Origin of the sequence: Chitinophaga sp. 30R24, from assembly GCF_049056765.1 — a bacterium.
In the GTDB taxonomy this organism is placed as follows: Bacteria; Bacteroidota; Bacteroidia; order Chitinophagales; family Chitinophagaceae; genus Chitinophaga.
Map to the genome: position 1 here is coordinate 121333 of NZ_JBJGXX010000008.1, position 19667 is coordinate 140999.

General features: G+C 41.2%; 21 protein-coding genes and 2 pseudogenes. 7 read left to right on the forward strand and 16 right to left on the reverse strand.

Translation table 11 applies throughout. The features are described from left to right. The first annotated feature begins 39 nt into the window (after window positions 1–39). On the forward strand, window positions 40–684 hold the full coding sequence (locus ACDQ55_RS16400) for a sulfite exporter TauE/SafE family protein (RefSeq protein ID WP_420982535.1): 645 nt from the start codon (window positions 40–42) through the stop codon (window positions 682–684). A gap of 78 nt (window positions 685–762) precedes the next feature. Here ACDQ55_RS16400 and ACDQ55_RS16405 read toward each other — a convergent pair whose 3' ends face one another. Both ACDQ55_RS16405 and ACDQ55_RS16410 read right to left on the reverse strand, forming a co-directional pair. Then, window positions 763–1638 carry a DUF72 domain-containing protein gene (locus ACDQ55_RS16405; protein ID WP_420982536.1) on the reverse strand — a complete coding sequence of 292 codons (876 nt, stop codon included), beginning with the start codon at window positions 1636–1638 and terminating at the stop codon, window positions 763–765. Between the two features lie 168 nt (window positions 1639–1806). Continuing rightward, window positions 1807–2520 carry a Crp/Fnr family transcriptional regulator gene (locus ACDQ55_RS16410; protein WP_420982537.1) on the reverse strand — a complete coding sequence of 238 codons (714 nt, stop codon included), beginning with the start codon at window positions 2518–2520 and terminating at the stop codon, window positions 1807–1809. Between the two features lie 93 nt (window positions 2521–2613). On the opposite strand from ACDQ55_RS16410, the gene ACDQ55_RS16415 reads away from it, so the two are divergent. The 3 genes and pseudogenes from ACDQ55_RS16415 to ACDQ55_RS16425 all read left to right on the forward strand — a co-directional run. Next, window positions 2614–3018 (forward strand): hypothetical protein, encoded by a 405-nt coding sequence (locus ACDQ55_RS16415; RefSeq protein ID WP_420982538.1) that lies wholly within the window; start codon window positions 2614–2616, stop codon window positions 3016–3018. Window positions 3019–3049: 31 nt separating this feature from the next. After that, a complete protein-coding gene (locus ACDQ55_RS16420; RefSeq protein WP_420982539.1) occupies window positions 3050–3475 on the forward strand; it encodes a DUF983 domain-containing protein in 426 nt (141 codons plus the stop codon). Window positions 3476–3508: 33 nt separating this feature from the next. Beyond that, a pseudogene (locus ACDQ55_RS16425) lies at window positions 3509–5107 on the forward strand (SulP family inorganic anion transporter); the annotation flags it as partial. Window positions 5108–5127: 20 nt separating this feature from the next. On the opposite strand, the pseudogene ACDQ55_RS16430 reads toward ACDQ55_RS16425, so the two are convergent. The 3 genes and pseudogenes from ACDQ55_RS16430 to ACDQ55_RS16440 all read right to left on the reverse strand — a co-directional run. Then, window positions 5128–5223 (reverse strand): annotated as a pseudogene (locus ACDQ55_RS16430) (hypothetical protein); the annotation flags it as partial. Window positions 5224–5231: 8 nt separating this feature from the next. Beyond that, window positions 5232–5717: a methyltransferase domain-containing protein gene (locus tag ACDQ55_RS16435; protein WP_420982579.1), complete on the reverse strand. Its 486-nt coding sequence runs from the start codon at window positions 5715–5717 to the stop codon at window positions 5232–5234. Further along, window positions 5710–5916 (reverse strand): hypothetical protein, encoded by a 207-nt coding sequence (locus ACDQ55_RS16440; protein ID WP_420982540.1) that lies wholly within the window; start codon window positions 5914–5916, stop codon window positions 5710–5712. The genes ACDQ55_RS16435 and ACDQ55_RS16440 overlap by 8 nt, the downstream gene beginning before the upstream one ends. A gap of 26 nt (window positions 5917–5942) precedes the next feature. Between ACDQ55_RS16440 and ACDQ55_RS16445 the strand changes: the two genes are divergently transcribed. After that, window positions 5943–6647, forward strand: a complete 705-nt coding sequence (locus ACDQ55_RS16445) for a Crp/Fnr family transcriptional regulator (RefSeq protein WP_420982541.1) — start codon at window positions 5943–5945, stop codon at window positions 6645–6647. A gap of 46 nt (window positions 6648–6693) precedes the next feature. On the opposite strand, the gene ACDQ55_RS16450 is transcribed toward ACDQ55_RS16445, so the two are convergent. From ACDQ55_RS16450 to ACDQ55_RS16500, 11 genes are all read right to left on the reverse strand, one after another. Further along, a complete protein-coding gene (locus ACDQ55_RS16450) occupies window positions 6694–6963 on the reverse strand; it encodes a hypothetical protein (RefSeq protein ID WP_420982542.1) in 270 nt (89 codons plus the stop codon). 22 nt (window positions 6964–6985) lie between these two features. Continuing rightward, on the reverse strand, window positions 6986–7582 hold the full coding sequence (locus ACDQ55_RS16455; RefSeq protein WP_420982543.1) for a methyltransferase: 597 nt from the start codon (window positions 7580–7582) through the stop codon (window positions 6986–6988). A gap of 373 nt (window positions 7583–7955) precedes the next feature. Beyond that, entirely contained in the window at window positions 7956–8501 is a 546-nt protein-coding gene (locus ACDQ55_RS16460; protein WP_420982544.1) for a DUF3347 domain-containing protein, read from the reverse strand. 43 nt (window positions 8502–8544) lie between these two features. Next, window positions 8545–9765: an efflux RND transporter periplasmic adaptor subunit gene (locus ACDQ55_RS16465; RefSeq protein WP_420982545.1), complete on the reverse strand. Its 1221-nt coding sequence runs from the start codon at window positions 9763–9765 to the stop codon at window positions 8545–8547. A gap of 17 nt (window positions 9766–9782) precedes the next feature. Next, window positions 9783–11075, reverse strand: coding sequence for an efflux RND transporter periplasmic adaptor subunit (locus ACDQ55_RS16470; protein ID WP_420982546.1), 1293 nt, complete (start codon window positions 11073–11075; stop codon window positions 9783–9785). Beyond that, window positions 11053–12306, reverse strand: a complete 1254-nt coding sequence (locus tag ACDQ55_RS16475) for a TolC family protein (protein WP_420982547.1) — start codon at window positions 12304–12306, stop codon at window positions 11053–11055. Before ACDQ55_RS16475 ends, ACDQ55_RS16470 begins: the two co-directional genes overlap by 23 nt. After that, complete coding sequence (locus ACDQ55_RS16480; protein WP_420982548.1) at window positions 12290–14224, reverse strand: efflux RND transporter permease subunit; 1935 nt, start codon at window positions 14222–14224, stop codon at window positions 12290–12292. The genes ACDQ55_RS16475 and ACDQ55_RS16480 overlap by 17 nt, the downstream gene beginning before the upstream one ends. Further along, entirely contained in the window at window positions 14221–15537 is a 1317-nt protein-coding gene (locus tag ACDQ55_RS16485) for an efflux RND transporter permease subunit (RefSeq protein ID WP_420982549.1), read from the reverse strand. Before ACDQ55_RS16485 ends, ACDQ55_RS16480 begins: the two co-directional genes overlap by 4 nt. 139 nt (window positions 15538–15676) lie before the next feature. Further along, window positions 15677–16075, reverse strand: coding sequence for an HYC_CC_PP family protein (locus tag ACDQ55_RS16490; RefSeq protein WP_420982550.1), 399 nt, complete (start codon window positions 16073–16075; stop codon window positions 15677–15679). Window positions 16076–16202: 127 nt separating this feature from the next. Next, window positions 16203–16586 carry a winged helix-turn-helix transcriptional regulator gene (locus ACDQ55_RS16495; protein ID WP_420982551.1) on the reverse strand — a complete coding sequence of 128 codons (384 nt, stop codon included), beginning with the start codon at window positions 16584–16586 and terminating at the stop codon, window positions 16203–16205. A gap of 293 nt (window positions 16587–16879) precedes the next feature. Further along, the gene (locus ACDQ55_RS16500; RefSeq protein ID WP_420982552.1) at window positions 16880–17782 is read right to left on the reverse strand and encodes an AraC family transcriptional regulator; all 903 of its coding nucleotides are present in this window, start codon (window positions 17780–17782) and stop codon (window positions 16880–16882) included. A 188-nt stretch (window positions 17783–17970) separates the two neighbouring features. Between ACDQ55_RS16500 and ACDQ55_RS16505 the strand changes: the two genes are divergently transcribed. Continuing rightward, window positions 17971–18372, forward strand: a complete 402-nt coding sequence (locus tag ACDQ55_RS16505; protein ID WP_420982553.1) for a GlcG/HbpS family heme-binding protein — start codon at window positions 17971–17973, stop codon at window positions 18370–18372. Window positions 18373–18388: 16 nt separating this feature from the next. Continuing rightward, window positions 18389–19579 (forward strand): formaldehyde dehydrogenase, glutathione-independent, encoded by a 1191-nt coding sequence (gene fdhA, locus ACDQ55_RS16510; RefSeq protein ID WP_420982554.1) that lies wholly within the window; start codon window positions 18389–18391, stop codon window positions 19577–19579. Window positions 19580–19667 lie beyond the last annotated feature (88 nt).

The window sequence follows — 19667 nt, forward strand, 5'->3', positions numbered from 1 at the left end:
CTTCCTTTTCCTTTATTTATCATTATCTACGCAGGCTTCATGCATGCATTTGAAACAGATCATCTCCTTGCTGTGAGTAATATCGTATCTCAACGCAATAAAATAAAACAAGCCCTGAAAGATGGTATATTCTGGGGATTGGGACATACCTCTACACTTTGTGTTATTGGGTTGATGATGATTGCTTTTAGAATGAATATCAAAGCATATTATTTTCATTACTTTGAAGCCACTGTAGGCGGCATGCTGATTACGCTTGGATTGTATAGGTTATATAAACTAGTCACCAAAAAGATACTGCTGCATACCCATACGCATACCCATGATGGCCATGGCACTCATCAGCATCTGCATGTACATAATAGCAGAGACTCAACAGCACACCATCATGCCCATTCACTTGCTTATGGCGTAGGGCTTGTGCACGGACTGGCCGGCAGCGGCGCCCTGGTAGTGATGGTAATGCTTAAAACTAAAGAACCAATAAACGGATTGTTATATCTCTTGATTTTCGGAGGTGGTTCTGTGGTAGGCATGTTAGTGGCTGCGGGCCTATTCAGCATTCCTTTTTCCAAGAAAATAATGCATGCGAAAACTTTACAAAGTACACTGGTGGTATTATCATCGGTACTTTGTCTTTTATATGGCAGCAAAGTAATTTATGAAAACATGATTGCACAATAGGCAACCGGTTTAATTTCACATGTACTTTTTGCTATCCATCTATTAAAAATATTAACAACCGGAACTTGGAGTAGCTCATCAAAAAAGAGACATTTGCGTTTGTTGACTTGTAAGTCCGAAAAGTTTCTGCACTTCCCGGTAGAAATCCGCTTCAAATTTACCGTCGTGCACATGCAGGAAGAAATAGATTTCCTGCAGCCCGCTTTGTTGCCATTCCTCCAGGCGCTTTTTCCATTTATGTAAGCGTGTTATATCCAATGGGTGCCCTCCTTGTGTAACAAACCTCACAAAGAGGTCAGGAGTGGTAAGGCCCATGTGCAGGCAGTCGCGGCGACCTGGCGTATCTGTAATTACAGCACCGATCCCAAGTTGATGCAGGGTAGTAAAAAACTCCCGGCGTTCGGCGGCTATACCAAACCAATCCGGATGTCTTACCTCCACAAAAAACTTCAGATCTCTGGGCAACTGTTCCAGGTATTTATAGAGGTTTTGTTTGCGTACAGGAGAAAAATATTCGCTTAGTTGCAGGAATATAGGGCCCAACTGATCTTCAAACGCACGCACACCTTCCAGGAAGGCAGCCGTTTCCTCTCCGGCGTTTAACAAGGTACTGTGATGACTTATTACCTGCGGCACCTTAGGGCAAAATTTGAAATCGCGGCCTCTGGTTTTTTCCACCCATTTGCGGACAGCATCAGGGCCATAGATTTTATAGTGAGTGGCATTTAATTCCACACAGTTGAATATCCGGCTGTATTCTGTTAATACCCCTGCTTCCCGTATACCCTTAGGATATAACGTACCCGCATACTCTTTTCTACTCCACCCGGAGGTACCTATTCTTAAAGTGCTTTCCCCTGGTATTCCTTTTAGTACCTCTTTGGTGATCCACTCATCAGGGGTTAAGGAAAGATCCAGTTGATCATAAAACTGCCAGTTGGCTCCAAAATCCATAATCGTCTTTACTTTTGGCTGTAATTACATTACAGCTACCAGCCCTTATTATTAAAAAATATATTCCGCAAGATACGATATCTGTATAAATATTGGTTCTTGTTCCCCGGATTATCCTGGTGGCACCTTTTTGTGGCATCATCATTAACAAGAAGCTAATACAGGTGATTACTCATTACCGCAACCGGATAATTTAATCAGTTCTCTTATATCATTGATGCAAATCTTTTTGCCTAAGGTAGTTAGCACACCAGCGGCTTTAAATTCCGTCAAAAATCTCACTATATTCTCATTCCCTGTTCCTACCATATTGGCCAAATCACTCCTCGATATATTAATCATAATCTCTTCCCCAGGTAAAGTTTCCGCTTTAAACTTCTCACGTAATACAATAAGTGTAATAGCCAGCCTTTCTTTGACTGATCGCTGCGCAAAAACGGAAATACTATTTGTCAGAACAGTAAACTCATGACTCAGGGTTTTAAGCAACCTGCGAGGCAGAACTGTCGATTTTTCCAATGCGCCTAAAAAATCTTCTTTAGGAATGAATGCGATAAGGCTTTCTTCTAAAGTTGCTGCGGAATCCGGATAACGTTCATCTGCTAAAATAGCATGATATCCTATTAGTTCGCCTGCATTAGCAACGTATATAATTTGTTCTTTTCCTGCTTTATCAACCTTATATTTTTTTACCTTCCCCTTTTTAACGAAGAAAATACCGGATGCAGCGCCTCCCTCCCTGAATATAACTTCCCCTTTACTGTATCGTTGTTCCAGCATATTGGAGCAGAGATAGGCATATTCATCACCAGGCAGATTATTTAAAATAGACGCTGACTTGAAGTTCCATTTATCAATCGGAAACAGACCAGCTAAACTCATAAATTGACTAATTAATAGAAAAAGTGATTTTTTGCAGCTTTTTAATTGAAAAGTATCAGTAAAACCAAGCCCCTTCAAAGGTACCTTTGCAATATGAAAGTATCAATTATTTCTCGTCCAAGAATCAATTTCACCCAAAACCATGAGTGGATTGATTGTAATGGCAGTGTTGGGTTTGTTGGGATTTCTGCATATAGACTTAAAGGAATTAAAACGATTACAAATATAAAATGGTTTAATATAAAAGGCATTATTGAAAAAAGAACATTAATTGCTGAAATCCATGCTGCAGAGCAAATTATCCCTGTATATGCGCCTGTTAACTGCAAATTTCTGGGGCAAAACCAACAACTCACCGGAAATCTAAACCTTATTATTGAGAGCCCGCAGGATAAAGGCTGGATATTTTTTGTAACTCCTATGAAATTCGGTTCGCAGGAACCCCTTCTATCACCTGAAGCCTATCAGCGGTTAATACAAACCAAAGTGACTATTTGATAGTAACTGAAGATAACAGAAAAACACTTTGATGAAACAATCAAATTTTATTACTAGCATTTTAAAAAATAAATGCCCCAGGTGCAGAGAAGGACAGTTATTTAAAAACAATAACCCTTATCAGTTAAAGAAAGTACTCGACATGCATGACCATTGCCCTGCATGCAGTCAGAGAACAGAACTGGAAATAGGATTTTGGTATGGAACTGGATACATCAGCTATGTACTGGCCGTACTATTTTCTATATTTAATCTGATCTGGTATTGGCTGATCTTTGGTATAACGTGGAGAGATAATAGTATTTATTATTGGCTTATTGTTAATGGAATTTTACTTACAGTGGTGATGCCTATCCTGATGCGTTTATCCAGGACCGTATACCTGAACTTTTATGTATACCACGATCCGGAGGCCGTGAGTGCAAATGAAAATCTGAAAAAGCAATTGAAATCATAATGTTTGTTACAGTCCATGTTTTAAGTACTTGATATGTTTACTCCTGAACTACTCAAAACATTAAAAGGGTATACTCGCGCGCAGTTTGTAAGGGACTTGCTGGCCGGCTTAATTGTTGGTATCGTTGCATTGCCACTGGCAATTGCATTTGGCATCGCTTCCGGCGTATCACCCGAAAAGGGTCTTTATACAGCTGTGATAGCGGGCTTTATCATTTCAGCGTTGGGAGGTAGCAAGGTTCAAATTGGAGGTCCAACCGGCGCCTTCATTGTTATAGTATATGGGATTGTACAACAACATGGTGTTAACGGCCTTATTATAGCCACTTTTATTGCAGGGATCATGCTTGTGATTATGGGGATAGCGCGCCTGGGATCTGTGATACAATTTATTCCCTATCCTCTAATAGTAGGTTTCACCAGCGGTATTGCATTCGTCATCTTTTCCTCGCAGATTAAAGACTTTCTGGGATTGAAGATAACAGCAATACCGGCTGATTTTATTGAAAAATGGATCGTTTATGGTAAAAATATTTCATCCATCAATTATTATTCCCTCCTTATTGCCATTTTCACTACGCTGGTTGTTTTTCTATGGCCTAAAGTTACCCATAAGATTCCGGGATCATTTGTTGCTATTATTCTTTCAACATTAGCCACCGCGTTATTACATTTACCCATAGAAACAATTGGCAGCAGATTTGGAAGCATTCCCACTTCTTTACCTTCACCTACTTTCCCTCATCTTGATTTTAGCACGATTCAACAATTAATACAGCCTGCTTTTACGATTGCATTACTGGGTGGTATTGAATCATTACTTTCTGCTATTGTTGCTGACGGAATGATTGGTGGTAAACATAAAAGCAATATAGAACTGGTTGCGCAAGGGGTTGCCAATATATTTTCAGCCATCTTTGGTGGTATTCCTGCTACAGGAGCAATTGCAAGAACAGCCACTAACATTAAGAACGGTGGCCGCACACCTATTGCGGGCATTGTTCATGCATTAACACTGCTTCTGATCATGCTTTTTGTTGGCAAATGGGCTGCGCTCATACCTATGGCCACTTTAGCAGGTATTCTTGTTGTAGTAACTTACAACATGAGTGAATGGGAAAATTTCATCGCTATAACAAAGGGGCCCCATAGTGATGCGGCAGTATTAATAGTAACTTTCCTGCTTACCGTTATTGTTGATCTTACTGTAGCCATTGAAATCGGAATAATACTTTCTACCTTCCTTTTCGTGAGAAAAATGGCCCGGTTCAGTAATGTTAGCATGCTGACCAAACAGTTAAATGGTGATAAATCAGACAGTGACCCTTTATCTATTAATCATTTTACCATACCTGCGGGTGTAGAAGTATTTGAAATTACTGGTCCTTTATTTTTTGGTGCAGCCTACAAATTTAAAGATGCCAGCAAAATTATTGAAGGTAAGCTCCAGGTATTAATCATCAGGATGAGACAAGTTCCTATAATAGATGCAACAGGTATTCAAACCCTGAAAGATGTAAATAGAGATATGAAGCACCGGGGAACAAAGCTCATCTTATCTGAAGTACAGGATGGGAAAGTATATGAAGAATTAAAAAAATCGCGCTTGCTTTTCAGTATAGGAAAAGCCAATGTAGTCACCACTTTCACCAAGGCAATTGAAAGAAGTGAAACGATACTGGCAGATAAGTCATATAGCAGACTGTGAAAAATAGCTACGTTGTGCCATCGAAATGTATAAGAATACAGGACAAGCGCTAGCCTTTAATCCAGAACTTCAGCAGGAGATCTACATCTGTACCCACTAAATTATATCCCTCCGGTACCTCCTCCTCTAAACAATGATATGTAGCAAGCCTTGTACCCACGGGCATCTTTTTTAACTGACTACTTAAATAGCGGTTATAATGATTATACAAATACCTTGAATAGGTAAGTTTATTATCTATTTTATAGGTACCGGGAAGGTTCTCATAAAAGGAGTTGAAGAAATAAAAATGGTCATATTGACGGAAATCAAGCTTGATGATATTGCCATGCATGAAATTGACATTATTAAAACCAAGCATTTCTTTCGCAATGGTAGCATAAAATATCAGATCATTGCGCTGCTCAATTCCATAAAAAAAAGCTTCCGGGTTATAATAGGCACCTCCCAGGCAAAACTTACCTGATCCGCTACCAATATCCAGGATCTTTACACCTGGCTCAACGGCCAGGAAATCAGACACTTTTTTAACCACGCTCAAGGGAGTCCAATGCTTTTGCGCCAATGCTTGTATATAAAGGGGGTAAAGATGGTGAAAGTGAGTATCCGAATGAAACCATTTGTCCTGATGGCCTGATAAAAAAGGTGGTGTTGCCAAATTCATCCTGCAAAGGTATCTCTCTATTCATCTCTTTGCGGTAAGTTTTAACAGTCCAGAAAGTGATTTTTTTCAATTTTAAAAGCCTTAATTTTGGGAGATATGAGTATCAAGGGAATTTTTCCAATAGATAATTGGGATTTTAAAAGTGAGTCCATCTTTGCCGACTTACCTCTTGCCGATTATGAACTGCTGACTGCTCACAAAAGCGAACAGATTTATAAAAAAAATGAAGTCATATTTCGGGAAGGAGCATACCCTTCTGGAATATTTTATATCAGCAAGGGGAAGGTTAAAAAGTATAAAGTAGACAATGAGGGAAAAGAACAAATTATTTATATAGCCAATACAGGTCAACTGATCGGGTATCATGCCATCCTTTCGGGGGATCGCTATCCGGACTCAGCAGCTGTTATGGAAGAGAGCACTATCACTTTTATTCCTAAAGAAGATTTTTTAACTGCAATAGAACGTTCTTCCGTATTAAATAGCAGGCTCCTCAAGGCTTTAAGCCATGAGTTTGCAGTACTGGCCAACAGCCTGACAATGTTTGCTCAAAAAACAGTGCGAAAACGGCTGGCGATTCAGTTAATTGTTATCCGGGAAAAATATAAAGTAAATTTTGTTGAAGGCATGCCAATAGCAATAAATATTAGCAGGGAGGATCTGGCCAGTTTGGTAGGTACCGCCCGGGAAAATGTAGTTAGAGTACTCACCGAATTTAAGGAAGCAGGAATTTTAGCAACAAAAGGGCGAAAAATTATAGTCCTGAATGTGAATAAATTAATTGAAATTTCTAATGAATAAACGTTGATGGCTATTTATTCAGATACATTAGGCCAGATCTGGGTAATCAATTTTTATCCACTTCAACTATCGAATAGTTCTGCAGGAATATAAACGCATAACGTAAGCATCCCCATTGAGTACTGTCCCAATCAAGCGGCGATAAATTTTCAAGCCACGTACGTAACTGCAAAACAAAAAGTTTAACCGTGTCTGCATTTGCATTACGCTCAATATCGGCAATTGCTGCTGATATAATTTTTTCTATGTGATTGTTATCCTGCGCCACCTTCAACTCTTCTATTACTACCGGCACCAATTTTTCTACCTTCATCATTTATTATTTTGATTAACTGATGTTATCTTTTAATCCACATTTTTAATAGAAAATCAACCGTGGCATCCACTAACTGGTAGCTCGGCGGTATTTCATCTTCTAAACTATGAAATGTCACTAACCTGGTACCGCTAGGCTTATCCTCCAGTGCATTGAACATGTAACGCGAATAGTAATTGTACAGGCTTGTGGAATATTCGATTTGCTGATCAATCTGCCCTTCATCAACCAGGTTTTCAAAAAAAGCATTGTAAAAATAGAAGTGGTCATAATCTTCCAAATCAATCTGCGTAAAATTACTATTAATGAAATTTACATTCCCGGAGGCAGTAAGTTCCTTGGCGGCCAACGCAAAATGATATAATTCCTTCCGCTGTTCCACACCATAAAATGTTGCTTCCGGAAAATGATAACCTCCAATAAGGCAGAATTTACCAACACCACTTCCGATATCGAGGATCTTCTTTCCAGTTCCGGCAGCTAAAAATTTAGCCGCTTTTCTTGCTACTTCCATTGGGGTCCAGTGCCCCCTTGACAACTGTTGTATCCTTTCCGGATACAGCCAGTCGAAAGCGGCATCATTGATATACCAGGTTGGTTTTAATGTAATATTTTCCATATTTATTTAAAGCGCATTTTTAGCAGGAACATCTTACGATGTAGATATGATCCTGGGTTACCTGAGGGATATTTTACAGCAGCCCTCCAATTTTTAATGTCTACATAATGAGTTAAACCTCTTTTTGACAACTTTTGCTCTTTATAGTTGGATAAAAACATAAGGTTACAAATCCATACATTATTTTGCGTTGCAAAGGTAGCTGTGGATTACTTTCGATTAAGTGATTTTTTGCAATGAAAAAAATGCAAAAAATCACTTTTTTAACAATTTCCTTAGGCTTCTGGCAATGTTTTCTATATATTGCGCTATAAGGTTATGCAGCAACAATATTCTCTCCTTATAATATATCAATTCAATGACCATGGCATTGTTATTTGATACTATCTTTTATATCCCCGCATGTCATCATCTTTTCACCTAAATAAGGATTTTTTATTTCCTTATTTTCGCTCAGCCAGTAAGCACCTTTGTCATTCATGGCCATGGGGCAGAAATCTACATATAACTCACCACTGTTTAGTCCCGATTTCTTCACGAGAGAAATAAAGTCACTACTCAAAGACGAGTAGGCAGCCCGCTGTTCTTCAATATCTTTTGCAGCAATTATTTTAGCGGCAGCCATCTCTATTCCTTTACCGCCTGCGATCTCTTTGGCTCCTGTTTCTATCGCATTGCTGGCTATTTTGGCTTCAACATCATCTCCGTTGATGAGCGCTGTTGTCAGATGCACGTAATGTTGATAAACAGCATTCAGCTTATCATCTTTCAGCTGAATAACTGCCACGGAAATACTGTTTTCATCCATTCTGGTGCTTGCAGTATCTTTGTTTTCACTCTTTCCTGTGTTACTGCCACCACATGCTGCAAAAAAAATAATTATCAATGCTAGTATTGCCCACTTAATTATCGGTTTCATTTGTTTGATTTTTTAATTGATGAGAGAAATTAATAATTATGTTCTACATACCTACCATGCCTGCCATAGGGTCAGATCCTTTTTTCAGGATATATTCTGAATACAATAAATAGGCGCCTGTTACCACCACTTTATCTCCTTCCTTTAAGCCATTGGTAATTTCCACAGCATTAAAGCTCTCCATGCCTAATTCTACCATGCGTGGCTCAAATTTCCCTCTGGCTATTTCTACCCAAACATGCGAGCCTTTGCCATCTCTTATTACTGCATCTACTGGTAAACTCAGTACATCTCCTTTACTTTTCACCGGCAATAAAACACCGGCCTGTAATCCCGGCTGCCAGCGATTATCCGGATTAGGAACAGTGCCCCTTATCTGCATTAACTGGCTGCCACTTTGTAAAGACGGGTTGATGAACTGGATGGTCATTGTTTGTGGCTCGTTTTCCCAACCCGCAACCAATACTTTAACAGATTGACCTATATGAATAGCAGATGCCTCTGCCGGGTAAACATCTGCTGCTACCCACAATTGCTGATAGCCTTCCAAGCGCATAATAGCTCCGCCTTCTGATACATATTGCCCCTCTGATACGGATAGTTCGGACACCACTCCGCTAACAGTTGCCGGATAAATGATGTAAGGACTCACCTTTTTCGACTGAAGCAACTGGTTTATTTGCGCATCTGTTTGATCGTATAAAACCAACTTTTGCCGTGCCGCTTTTTCTATTTGTTGAAACCGGACATCTTCCGGGAATTGTTTTACCTGAGCAACAGCAAGCAGATATTCTTGTTGCAAAGAAGCTAACTGCTCAGAATATATTTTATACAAAGGTTGGCCCTTGTTCACCTTTACACCTGTTTCCTTTACGTATAATACTTCTATGCGGCCCGGCACCCTGCTCGAAATAACGGCTGTTTTTTCAGGATCAGATACCAACCGGCCGTTCAGCTGTTTAAAGTTTGATAAAGTCCCTATATCTATTGCCATTGTAGTGATATTCCCCAGCACTATCTGGCTCTCACTCAATGTAAGCGAGGCTTCTTTATTATTTTTGTCAAATGGAACAAGGTCCATTCCACATATAGGACAGGTACCTGGCTTATCCTGAACTATTTGCGGGTGCATGGGGCAGGTGTAAGTTTGTTTCTTGCCATCTGCTGATACACCTTTCCTGGCTGTTTCTTTGCAGGCAGCCAACAACAGTACTGGCATCAACGAAACAAACGCAACTGTCCTTATAAATCGTTTCCTTTCCATATTGTTATTGTTGCATTTTATTTTTTTGCTTTAATGAAACTCTCGCTATCAACCAGGTAAGCCGCATTAGTCGCTACTTTCCAATCACCGATATCCGTAATTACTTGTATCATGTCTTTTGTTTCTACACCTGTTTGCACAGCCACCGGAACATATCCATCATTTTCCTTTTTGAAAACAACGGACTTATTTCCTGACCGCCAGACTGCTTTCTTAGGCAGCCACCATCCTTCTGTATAAACAATAGGAACAATTGCACGAAGCAACTGCCCTACCTGATAATTATTATTATCCAGATAAACCCTTGCCAATGTGAAATTTTCCCCATTACGGAAAGCCGGTTCAATCAAACCGATATTGCCTGGCTGCAAGGCCTTATTATTAATGATAGGATAAAACAGTAGTTTTTGTCCATTCTTTATTCTGGCAGCCAGTTGTGGCGGAAAAGCAAATTCCGCAATCAGGTCTTTAGCCTGATAAATCGTGAATAGTGACTGCCCTGCATTTACATACTGCCCTTCTCTGAGCAACACCGGTGAGGCAACAGGAGTGGCCGGCACTGCGCCCACCACTTGTACATTCTCTTCCATTCCTCCCATTGCAACACCTTCAACAGGAGCGGGTGAAATGATGGGGCTGGCAGCTGTAGCAGATTTCTCCAAGATGTAACCACTGCTGTTGCTATACACAGGAATCCGATATAATATATTCCCGGTTTTCAACACCTGGTTAATCTGAGCAGGTTGCATCCCCAGCAACTGTAACCGCTGCTTAGCCTGTGGAAGCATGTTATCAGTATTCCTTGCAACATAGAGTAGCTCCCGCTGAGCAGCTGCAAGATCCGGTGAATAAATTTCCATAATAAGCTGTCCCACTCTTACCGGCTGATAATTATACTTAATCAGCAATCTTTCTATACGCCCGCCTACTCTACTGGAGATACTGGTTTGGTTCCGGGTATCATAGGTAATAACACCACTCACCTCAGATGAATAAATGCGGGTATTACTTTCAGGACTAATGGCAGGAATAGTAGCAATTACCTGTGTATTCACTGGCTTTGTCAATCTGGCAATGCTACTGTCAATAACTAATTCCTTATTAGCGTCTTTCAATACCAGGTCCATTCCACATATAGGACATTTGCCAGGCTTGTCCCTGATTATTTGCGGATGCATAGGGCAGGTATAGAGGTGCCCAACTTTATGATCAGCATGCGCCTCCTTATCAGGCTTGCTTTTGCAGGCAGCGAGCCCTATTAAAGCAATAGCTGCCCCAAATAATATTTTAACGATATAACTGTTTCTCATAATCCACTATCATTTCGTAGAGTTTTAATTTTTCGTCCAGTATATCCGACTGCATCATGGTAAGTGCTTCCCATGAGTCGATCACATTGGTTAATGCCAGTTTGTTCTCCTGGTAATTGAGAAAATTGACATCAAGTGTTTGCTGTAAAGCAGGGATAATTTTTTCTTCCATAGCAGCAATATGCTTTTGCATAGATACTATCTCATACTGCATACCATACAATACGCCCTGTGTTTCCTGCAACATAGCAGCCCTCTCCTTTTCCATTGCCAAAACATTATATTGCATGGCCTTTATACCAGACTTATACATTTTGGATGACCACGGGGCAATAGGGATGCTTATCATACCCATGGCACTGAAAGCATTCGGCATCATGCCATCCAGTGGTTTCATGTGGTCGAAACGTACTTTAAAATCAGGCTTCTTCTCCCGCTTCATGCTTTCTACACTCAATTCCATAGAATGGATACTTTGATCCATTTTAAACACATCTTTTCTAACTGCCGCCAGTGAGGCAGTATCATAAGATGGCGCCGCTACAAAATCAGGCAAATAAGAAGCGTCTATTTCAAAATCCTGATTGCCCGGCGCATTCATCAGGCTATTGAGCCATGATCTTGCCTTAGCGATGGCTCCCTCCTGCAAATGAATCCTGTTATGGTTTTCTTCAATCGCTGCAGTAGCTTTATATACACTGCTTAATTGTGATTGATTATATGGGTACCGGACCTCTTCAATTTTTTTCATCATCACCAGAATTTTCGCATTTTCCTCTAATACGGTAATACGTTGTTCTGCGATCAGCCAACTAAAATAAAGACGTTTCGCCTGGGCCTTAAAATCATTCAGCGTAATATCCCGGTTAGCACGTTCAATATTACTCTGAGAGGCAATGTATCGCTTCTTTGCATTCAGTTTGGCAGGATTGGGAATATCTTGTTCCAGCTGCAGCATCAGGCTGCCCTTGTCCCTGTCGTCTATCAATTTTTGGCCGGGGTATGGCGTCATAAACGTTCCTATCCCTACCATGGGTGCCATCCAGGCGGTAGCAGCGTCGGCACTGTATTGATAACTTTCTGCTCTTAGCCCGTATGTTTGCAGTAATATATTATTACGGTCAATTCGAAGTAATATGCTATCTAAAGGCAATACAGGTATCTGCTGCGCAAGCAATTGCACAGGCATCAGTAATAGCAACCATACTATATATTTAATGATGTACTTCATGGATCTGCAATTTTCCGTACTTACGTAATTCATACTCTTTAGATAATAAGAAGATCAACGGTGTCACCAGTAAAATATGAGTGGAAGACGTAAGTACGCCACCAATCATTGGCAACACAATGGGCTTCATCACATCTGTACCAACACCGCTGGACCATAGTACCGGCACGAGGCCGAATAGTGATACACAAACAGTCATCAGCTTAGGGCGTAAACGTTTCGCGGCACCGTAGATCACCTGTGTACGCAGGTCTTCTTTAGTAATCGTTTCAGCAGAATTTCCTTTTTGCTTCACCAGCTGCAGCATAGCATCATTAAGGTATATCACCATTACAATACCAGTTTCCACTGCTATACCAAATAATGCGATAAAGCCTACTGCCACTGCAACAGACAAATTCACGCCCCAGAAATAAATCATATAGGCGCCGCCGATTAAAGCAAAAGGAATGGTAATAAGGCTAAGGACTGCTTCCCGGATGGAGTTAAAGGCAAAATATAGGGAAAAGAAAATGATCGCCAATACCACAGGTGCAATCCAGATCAGCGTTTGCTGACCCCGTATCAAGTTTTCATATTGACCACTCCACTCTACATAATAACCTTGTGGCAAAATACCCTTAGCATCGCTCATTTTGTTAATGGCTTCCTTTACAGTGCTTCCCAGGTCACGGCCACGTACATTGAATAAAACGGCACCGCGAAGCATAGCGTTCTCGGAAGCAATCATTGGTGGGCCATCTTTGAAATCAACGTCGGCTACGGATGATAACGGTACTTCACCAAAGGACGGTGACATAAGTGGGATACGCCTGATACGTTCTACACTATTACGGTAGTCCTGCGCCAGACGTACACTAATAGAAAACCGTTGCCGGCCTTCAATGGTATTTCCTATAGGTGCACCACCCAATGCAGTTTCTACTGTTTGGTTTACATCATCTACACTCAGGCCATAACGCGCTAGCTCCGATCTTTTGATATCAATATCCAGGTATTTACCTCCTGTAACTGGCTCCACATATAAATCCATGATGCCCGGTGTACCTTCGAGTGCATTCTTTACCCGTTCGGATACAGCTGCAATAGTGTCCAGGTTCTGTCCATATACTTTTACACCAACATCAGTACGAATACCCGTTGCCAACATATTGATACGGTTGATGATGGGTTGTGTCCATCCATTAACAACACCGGGAATTTGCAATTTAGCATCCAGTTCATTGATAATATCTTTCTTGGTTTTACCCGGGCGCCACTGCGCTTTGGGCTTCAGCATAATAATAGTTTCAATCATACTGATAGGCGAGTTATCCGTAGCCGTACTGGCGCGTCCTGCTTTACCTAATACCTTGTCTACCTCCGGGACAGATTTAATAATCTTGTCCTGCACCTGTAAAATGCGCTTTACTTCTGAATTGGAAATATCAGGTAGTGTAACAGGCATGAACAATATACTTTGTTCATCAAGTGGTGGCATAAATTCACTACCCAGACTTTTTAGCAAGGGAATGGTGATCACCAGCGCAATAATGTTGATTGCTATGGTAGTTTTACGCCATTTTAGTACGCCTTTTATCACGGGTTCATAAATTCGTTCCAACACCCTGTTCACCGGGTTATCATGGTCCGGTCTGAATTTCCCTTTCATAAAGAAAGAGATCAGCACTGGAGCCAGCGTAATTACCAAAAAGGCATCCACTATCATGATAAATGTTTTCGTGTATGCCAGTGGATGGAATAGCTTGCCTTCCTGGCCTGTCAGCATAAATACCGGCAGAAAAGAAGTAATGATAATGATCGTAGCAAAAAACACCCCACGGGACACCTGCTTACTGGATTGTTCTATTACCTTTAACCGCTCTTCTTCGGTTATCCATTGCGGTGACTTTTTCATTTTATTTTTTAGCCAGTTCATAGTTGTGTGTTTTTTTGCTGTTCTTCACACTGGGCATACTTTTCGGCCAAATGTTTATACGCATTCTCACTCATGATAATACCATTGTCTACAATAACCCCAATGGCCAGGGCAATACCCGTTAGCGACATGATGTTGGAAGAAATCCCAAAGGCGTTCAGAAGAATGAAGCTGGCGGCCAGTGTAATGGGAATCTGTATAATGATGCTTAAAGCACTGCGCCAGTGGAAAAGGAAAATGATTACTACAATAGATACCACCATCATTTCTTCAAGGAGTGTATGTTTAATTGAATCAACCGATTCCTGAATAAGTTTCCCCCTATCATAAACAATATCAAACTTTACACCATCAGGAAAGCCCTTGGCTACTTCTTTCATCTTGGCTTTAACCTTATCTATTACAGCAGCTGCGTTTTCTCCATAACGCATAACGACAATACCGCCAACCCTTTCTCCTGCGCCATCCTGATCGAATATGCCCAGGCGGGTTTCGCCAGTCATTTGCACCGCAGCAACATCGGTTATCCGAATAGGAATACTGTTTTGCGTTTTAACAGGAATATTCTCTATTTCCTGTATAGACTTTAAATAACCGGAAGTTTTGATAATATATCCAATGTCACTCAATTCAAATTTTCGTCCACCGGATTCATTATTATTAGTACGGACGGCATTAATGACCTCAGCAACGGATAAACGATAATAGAGTAGCTTGTTAGGATCTACTGTGATCTGATATTGTTTTTGGAATCCGCCAAAAGAAGCAATTTCACTTACCCCCTCCACATTTTGAAGGGCAAATTTTACATACCAGTCCTGTAATGCCCGTTGCTCTCCTAAATCCATATTAGGGGCATCTAAAGTATACCATAAAACGTGTCCCACACCGGTGCCATCTGGTCCTAACTGTGGTATAACACCAACAGGCAGTGTACGGGAGATAGTACTTAGTCTTTCCAGCACTCTTTCTCTTGCCCAATAAATATCTACGTTATCTTTAAAGATGATATAGATAAAACTCATACCAAACATAGATGTCCCGCGCACATATTTTATTTGGGGAAGCCCTTGCAGATTGGTTACCAGCGGGTAGGTAATCTGGTCTTCTATCAATTGCGGAGCTCGTCCCATCCATTCTGTAAATACGATCACCTGATTTTCTGATAAATCAGGGATAGCATCAATAGGGTTTTTCTTCACGGCAAAAAGCCCCCAGGCAAACAATACTGCCGCCATTCCTAAAACAACAAACCTGTTGCGCAATGACCATTCAATAATGCGATGTACCATGTCTGTTTTTTTCAAAGACAAATGCAGCAATTATCCCGCATATACTATATTGTATGCGTTATAAAGCAGTTCAAATAATTATTATCGTTAAATACCAGGCGGACTAAGAATAAAATGAAGGGATCCAATAAAGTAAGATACGCCTTGGAAGAGGTGGGAATCAGATACGGAAAGTGCAGTTTAATATATGGAGGTGTACTTTATCACTTCGGGGTGGTGCATTACAGATAGGATATGCTTCTACCACAGAAACAAAATGCACCTGTGGTAGCCCAATATAAGAAACAGGAGTAGCAACGGCTATCAGCTGCATTTGGTGAACAGCATCTTCAGTGGCTTTCTGATCTTTCTCCAGCTTCACTGTTTTATGCTCGTCCTTACAACACTTTTTAGCGCATATTTTATGAGCTTCGGTGCCGCACTTACTACATTTATTATTGTCTACATGCCAAAGCTCCATTCCAACCAGCTTTCCCATACAATAATGCATATGGAAGGTAGCTCCGGTGGAAGGCCCCATGTACAAGACAGCTAATATGAGCGTAAGGAACTTTTTCATTTCGCTACAAAAGTAGGTGTTTTTCCAGATCGATTGTTATATAATTTGTATTTGTTTTTATATTTTACCAATATTAACAGATTGATAGTCAATAGGAAAAGTCAAACAACTACAACCTCAGGCTTATTTACATTCCTTGTTCCACCTCTTCATGATTATTACCTGTGCGACCGATTACCTGTTCGAGTAACGGCCTGTTATGTTCGCCCCAATTATTCATCGCCTCAATAATCGGCATAAGCGATTCTCCTAACGGCGTTAGGGAATATTCAACTTTTGGCGGTAGCTGATGGTAAATCTTCTTACTAATAATAGTATATTCCTCTAACTCTTTTAGCTGTAAATTAAGCACCCTCTTGGTGGCATCGGGTATCGCTCTCAAAATATCGCTTGGCCGCTTTATACTTTGCGATATTGCATAAATCAGGTTGGCCTTCCATTTACCATTCAATACTTCTTTGGTAAGTGTGAGTCCACATGTCAGGGGAACTGATATTTTTTTCTCGTACATACTGTATCTATTCTTTTACAAAGATAAATATAGGTACAAAAATAGACCATAGGGGATAAATTTATCCCTAGGTGAATCTTTTAACCCTACTAGCCTATTCTGATCTAAGCTCTCAAATTTGCCCTTACCCGTGCCAGGGTAACCAATGAGCTGCTAGCACTTACCGCTTTACATACCACTTATTACACCTAACGGGCATCGGCAGGGGGTATCTTCCAGTTGTTTTCCTTTAGTTTAAAAACGCTTCCCGGAAGTTTGGAAAAATGTTCTTCAGATTAAAAATGTACAATATTTCATTTCCGATACTCCTTGGGGGTTACTCCTTCTAATCGCTTAAACAATTTGATAAAATAATTCAGATTATTAAACCCCGACTGATAACACACATCTGTAATACTCAGTGTATCATCAGCCATTATCTGCTTCGCCTGCTGGATTCTCTCCCGCAGCACATACTCCAGGGGTGAAATCCCAAACTGCTCTTTAAAAGCCTGAAAAAAAACTGATTTGCTCATACAGGATTCCCGTGCCAGGACATCGATACTGATCTTTTGCGTTAAATGCTCTTTTATATACTGTACAGCCGGTGTAAAACGATGACTATGGATAGCGGTATCATTGATAGTAGCCAGGTTTTGTGTCCGGATAATCCGCAGCAATAAAAATTTCAGGGAAAGGTCCGCCAATGCATCTTTTGCCAGGTCGCTTTCCATACTAATACTGATCAGTTTATTAATACTACTGGCCAGCTCCTGGTTATTGGAGAAATGATACTGTGCAAAGTTTAGTTTCCATTCAAAAGATGTTTCCTTATTGGGATACTGTTCATTCAGGAAAGCGAGGTGCTTATTCACTATATCCCAGTCGAGCGCCAGGGTAGCACATTGCACAGGATGTCTTTCATCTGCTTCGGGGAAATCTACTTTCATAGACACCCCTTCTGGCAGGATCACACTTTCTCCCGGCAAAAAATAGAATTCTTTGGAACCCGAAAGCGACATCATCTTCTTACCACGCATCATACTGGAAACCACGAGTCCATTGTAAGATAAGGCTACATTACGGCAACGATGGTGCGTTTCAAAGATATTCAGCTCACAATGCCGGAGGTTAAATACACGGCGGTGCTCTACCATTGTATCCAGGGAGGTGGCATCACTCAGGTTAATTGGTGCGAGGTGGCATATCTGGTTCATTATTAAATATTTTATAATGATCAAAAAACGCAAACCGCCTGTTTCCTTTGTCTTATAAATTTATCGATAAATTCTCATCTGGCAACGACAGAAAAATAGCATTGTTATATAAATAAAGACAATTGTTCAATTACCCTACTACAGATATGCCTAACATTGAGTGTTTCCTTTCACCCAAAAAACCAATTATGAATATCACGTTAAAACAGGCAGAAGCGGCTATTGCCGCAGCTAAAGCAAAAGCCGTAGCAATCAAAACCCTTATGAATATAGCCGTTGTAGATGCAGGTAGCAACCTTGTTGCGTTTGTTCATATGGACGGCTCCTGGTTAGGCTCAATAGATATTGCGCAGAAAAAAGCTCGTACAGCAAGGTACTTTAACATGCCTACCGGCGAAATCGGAAAACTATCCCAACCGGGAGGTCCTCTTTATAATATTGAACATTCCAACGGCGGACTCATTACTTTCCCTGGCGGCGTGTTAATCAAAAATGCGCAAGGAGAAATTATCGGTGCAATAGGTGTATCGGGAGATGCAGTAGAAAATGATCATATTGTGGCGCAGGCTGGCGCCGATGCTATTCAATAACATAAAAAATTATCTTATGTCTCAGAATCATGGGGTTGCCTATATAGAACCTGGCGTTGTTGAAGTGAGGGAGATTGATTATCCCCGCCTTGCTTTAGGTGACCGTAAATGCGAACACGGAGTCATCCTGAAAATCGTGTCTACCAATATCTGTGGGAGCGACCAACATATGGTACGGGGTCGTACCACCGCTCCTTCCGGCCTTATATTAGGCCATGAGATCACGGGATTCGTTATTGAAGCGGGCAGGGATGTAGAGTTTATTAAAGTAGGCGATCTGGTATCGGTGCCATTTAATATTGCCTGTGGCCGCTGCCGCAATTGTAAGGCAGGGCAAACAGGCATTTGTCTGAATGTAAACGATACCCGGCCTGGCGCTGCTTATGGCTATGTGGACATGGGTGGCTGGGTAGGCGGACAAGCTGAATACGTGATGGTACCTTATGCGGATTTCAATCTCCTTAAATTTCCGGACATCGACCAGGCTATGGAGAAAATAAAAGACCTCACCTTGCTGACAGACATTTTCCCTACCGGCTTCCACGGCGCTGTTACCGCAGGCGTAGGCCCAGGCAGTACCGTTTATATTGCCGGTGGCGGACCTGTAGGCCTGGCGTGCGCAGCTTCCTGCCATTTACTGGGAGCGGCCATAGTTATTGTAGGTGATATGATCGATGAAAGGCTTGCACAAGCTAAAAGCTTTGGATGCGAAGTAATAGATCTGAAAAAGGATGCTTCTTTAGTTGACCAGGTTGCGGCCATCACTGGTGTTCCTGAAGTGGACTCCGCAGTAGACTGTGTGGGTTTTGAAGCCAAAGGACATGGCCACGACAGCAATGTAGAACAACCCGCCAGCGTACTTAATTCCATTATGGAAGTAACCCGCGCAGGCGGACAGTTAGGCATTCCGGGGCTGTATGTTACCGGTGATCCCCGCGCGGTGGACGAAGCTGCTAAAAAAGGCAGCCTGAGTATACGTATCGGATTGGGTTGGGCTAAATCACACTCCATTCATACCGGTCAGTGCCCGGTAATGAAATACCATCGTCAACTCATGAATGCTATCCTGTACAATAAGATCAAGATAGCTGACGCTGTTAATGTAGAAGTAATTACCCTGAACGATGCTGTCAGGGGATATCACGATTTTGATAAAGGAGCAGCGAAAAAATTTGTCATTGACCCACATGGTATGGTACCGGCGTGATCAACTTGGTAGTGGGAGGTTTTCGGAGGTTATAAGAGGTTGTATCGCTGTTGATACAACCTCTTATAATTTCATGATCTTGCGGGTA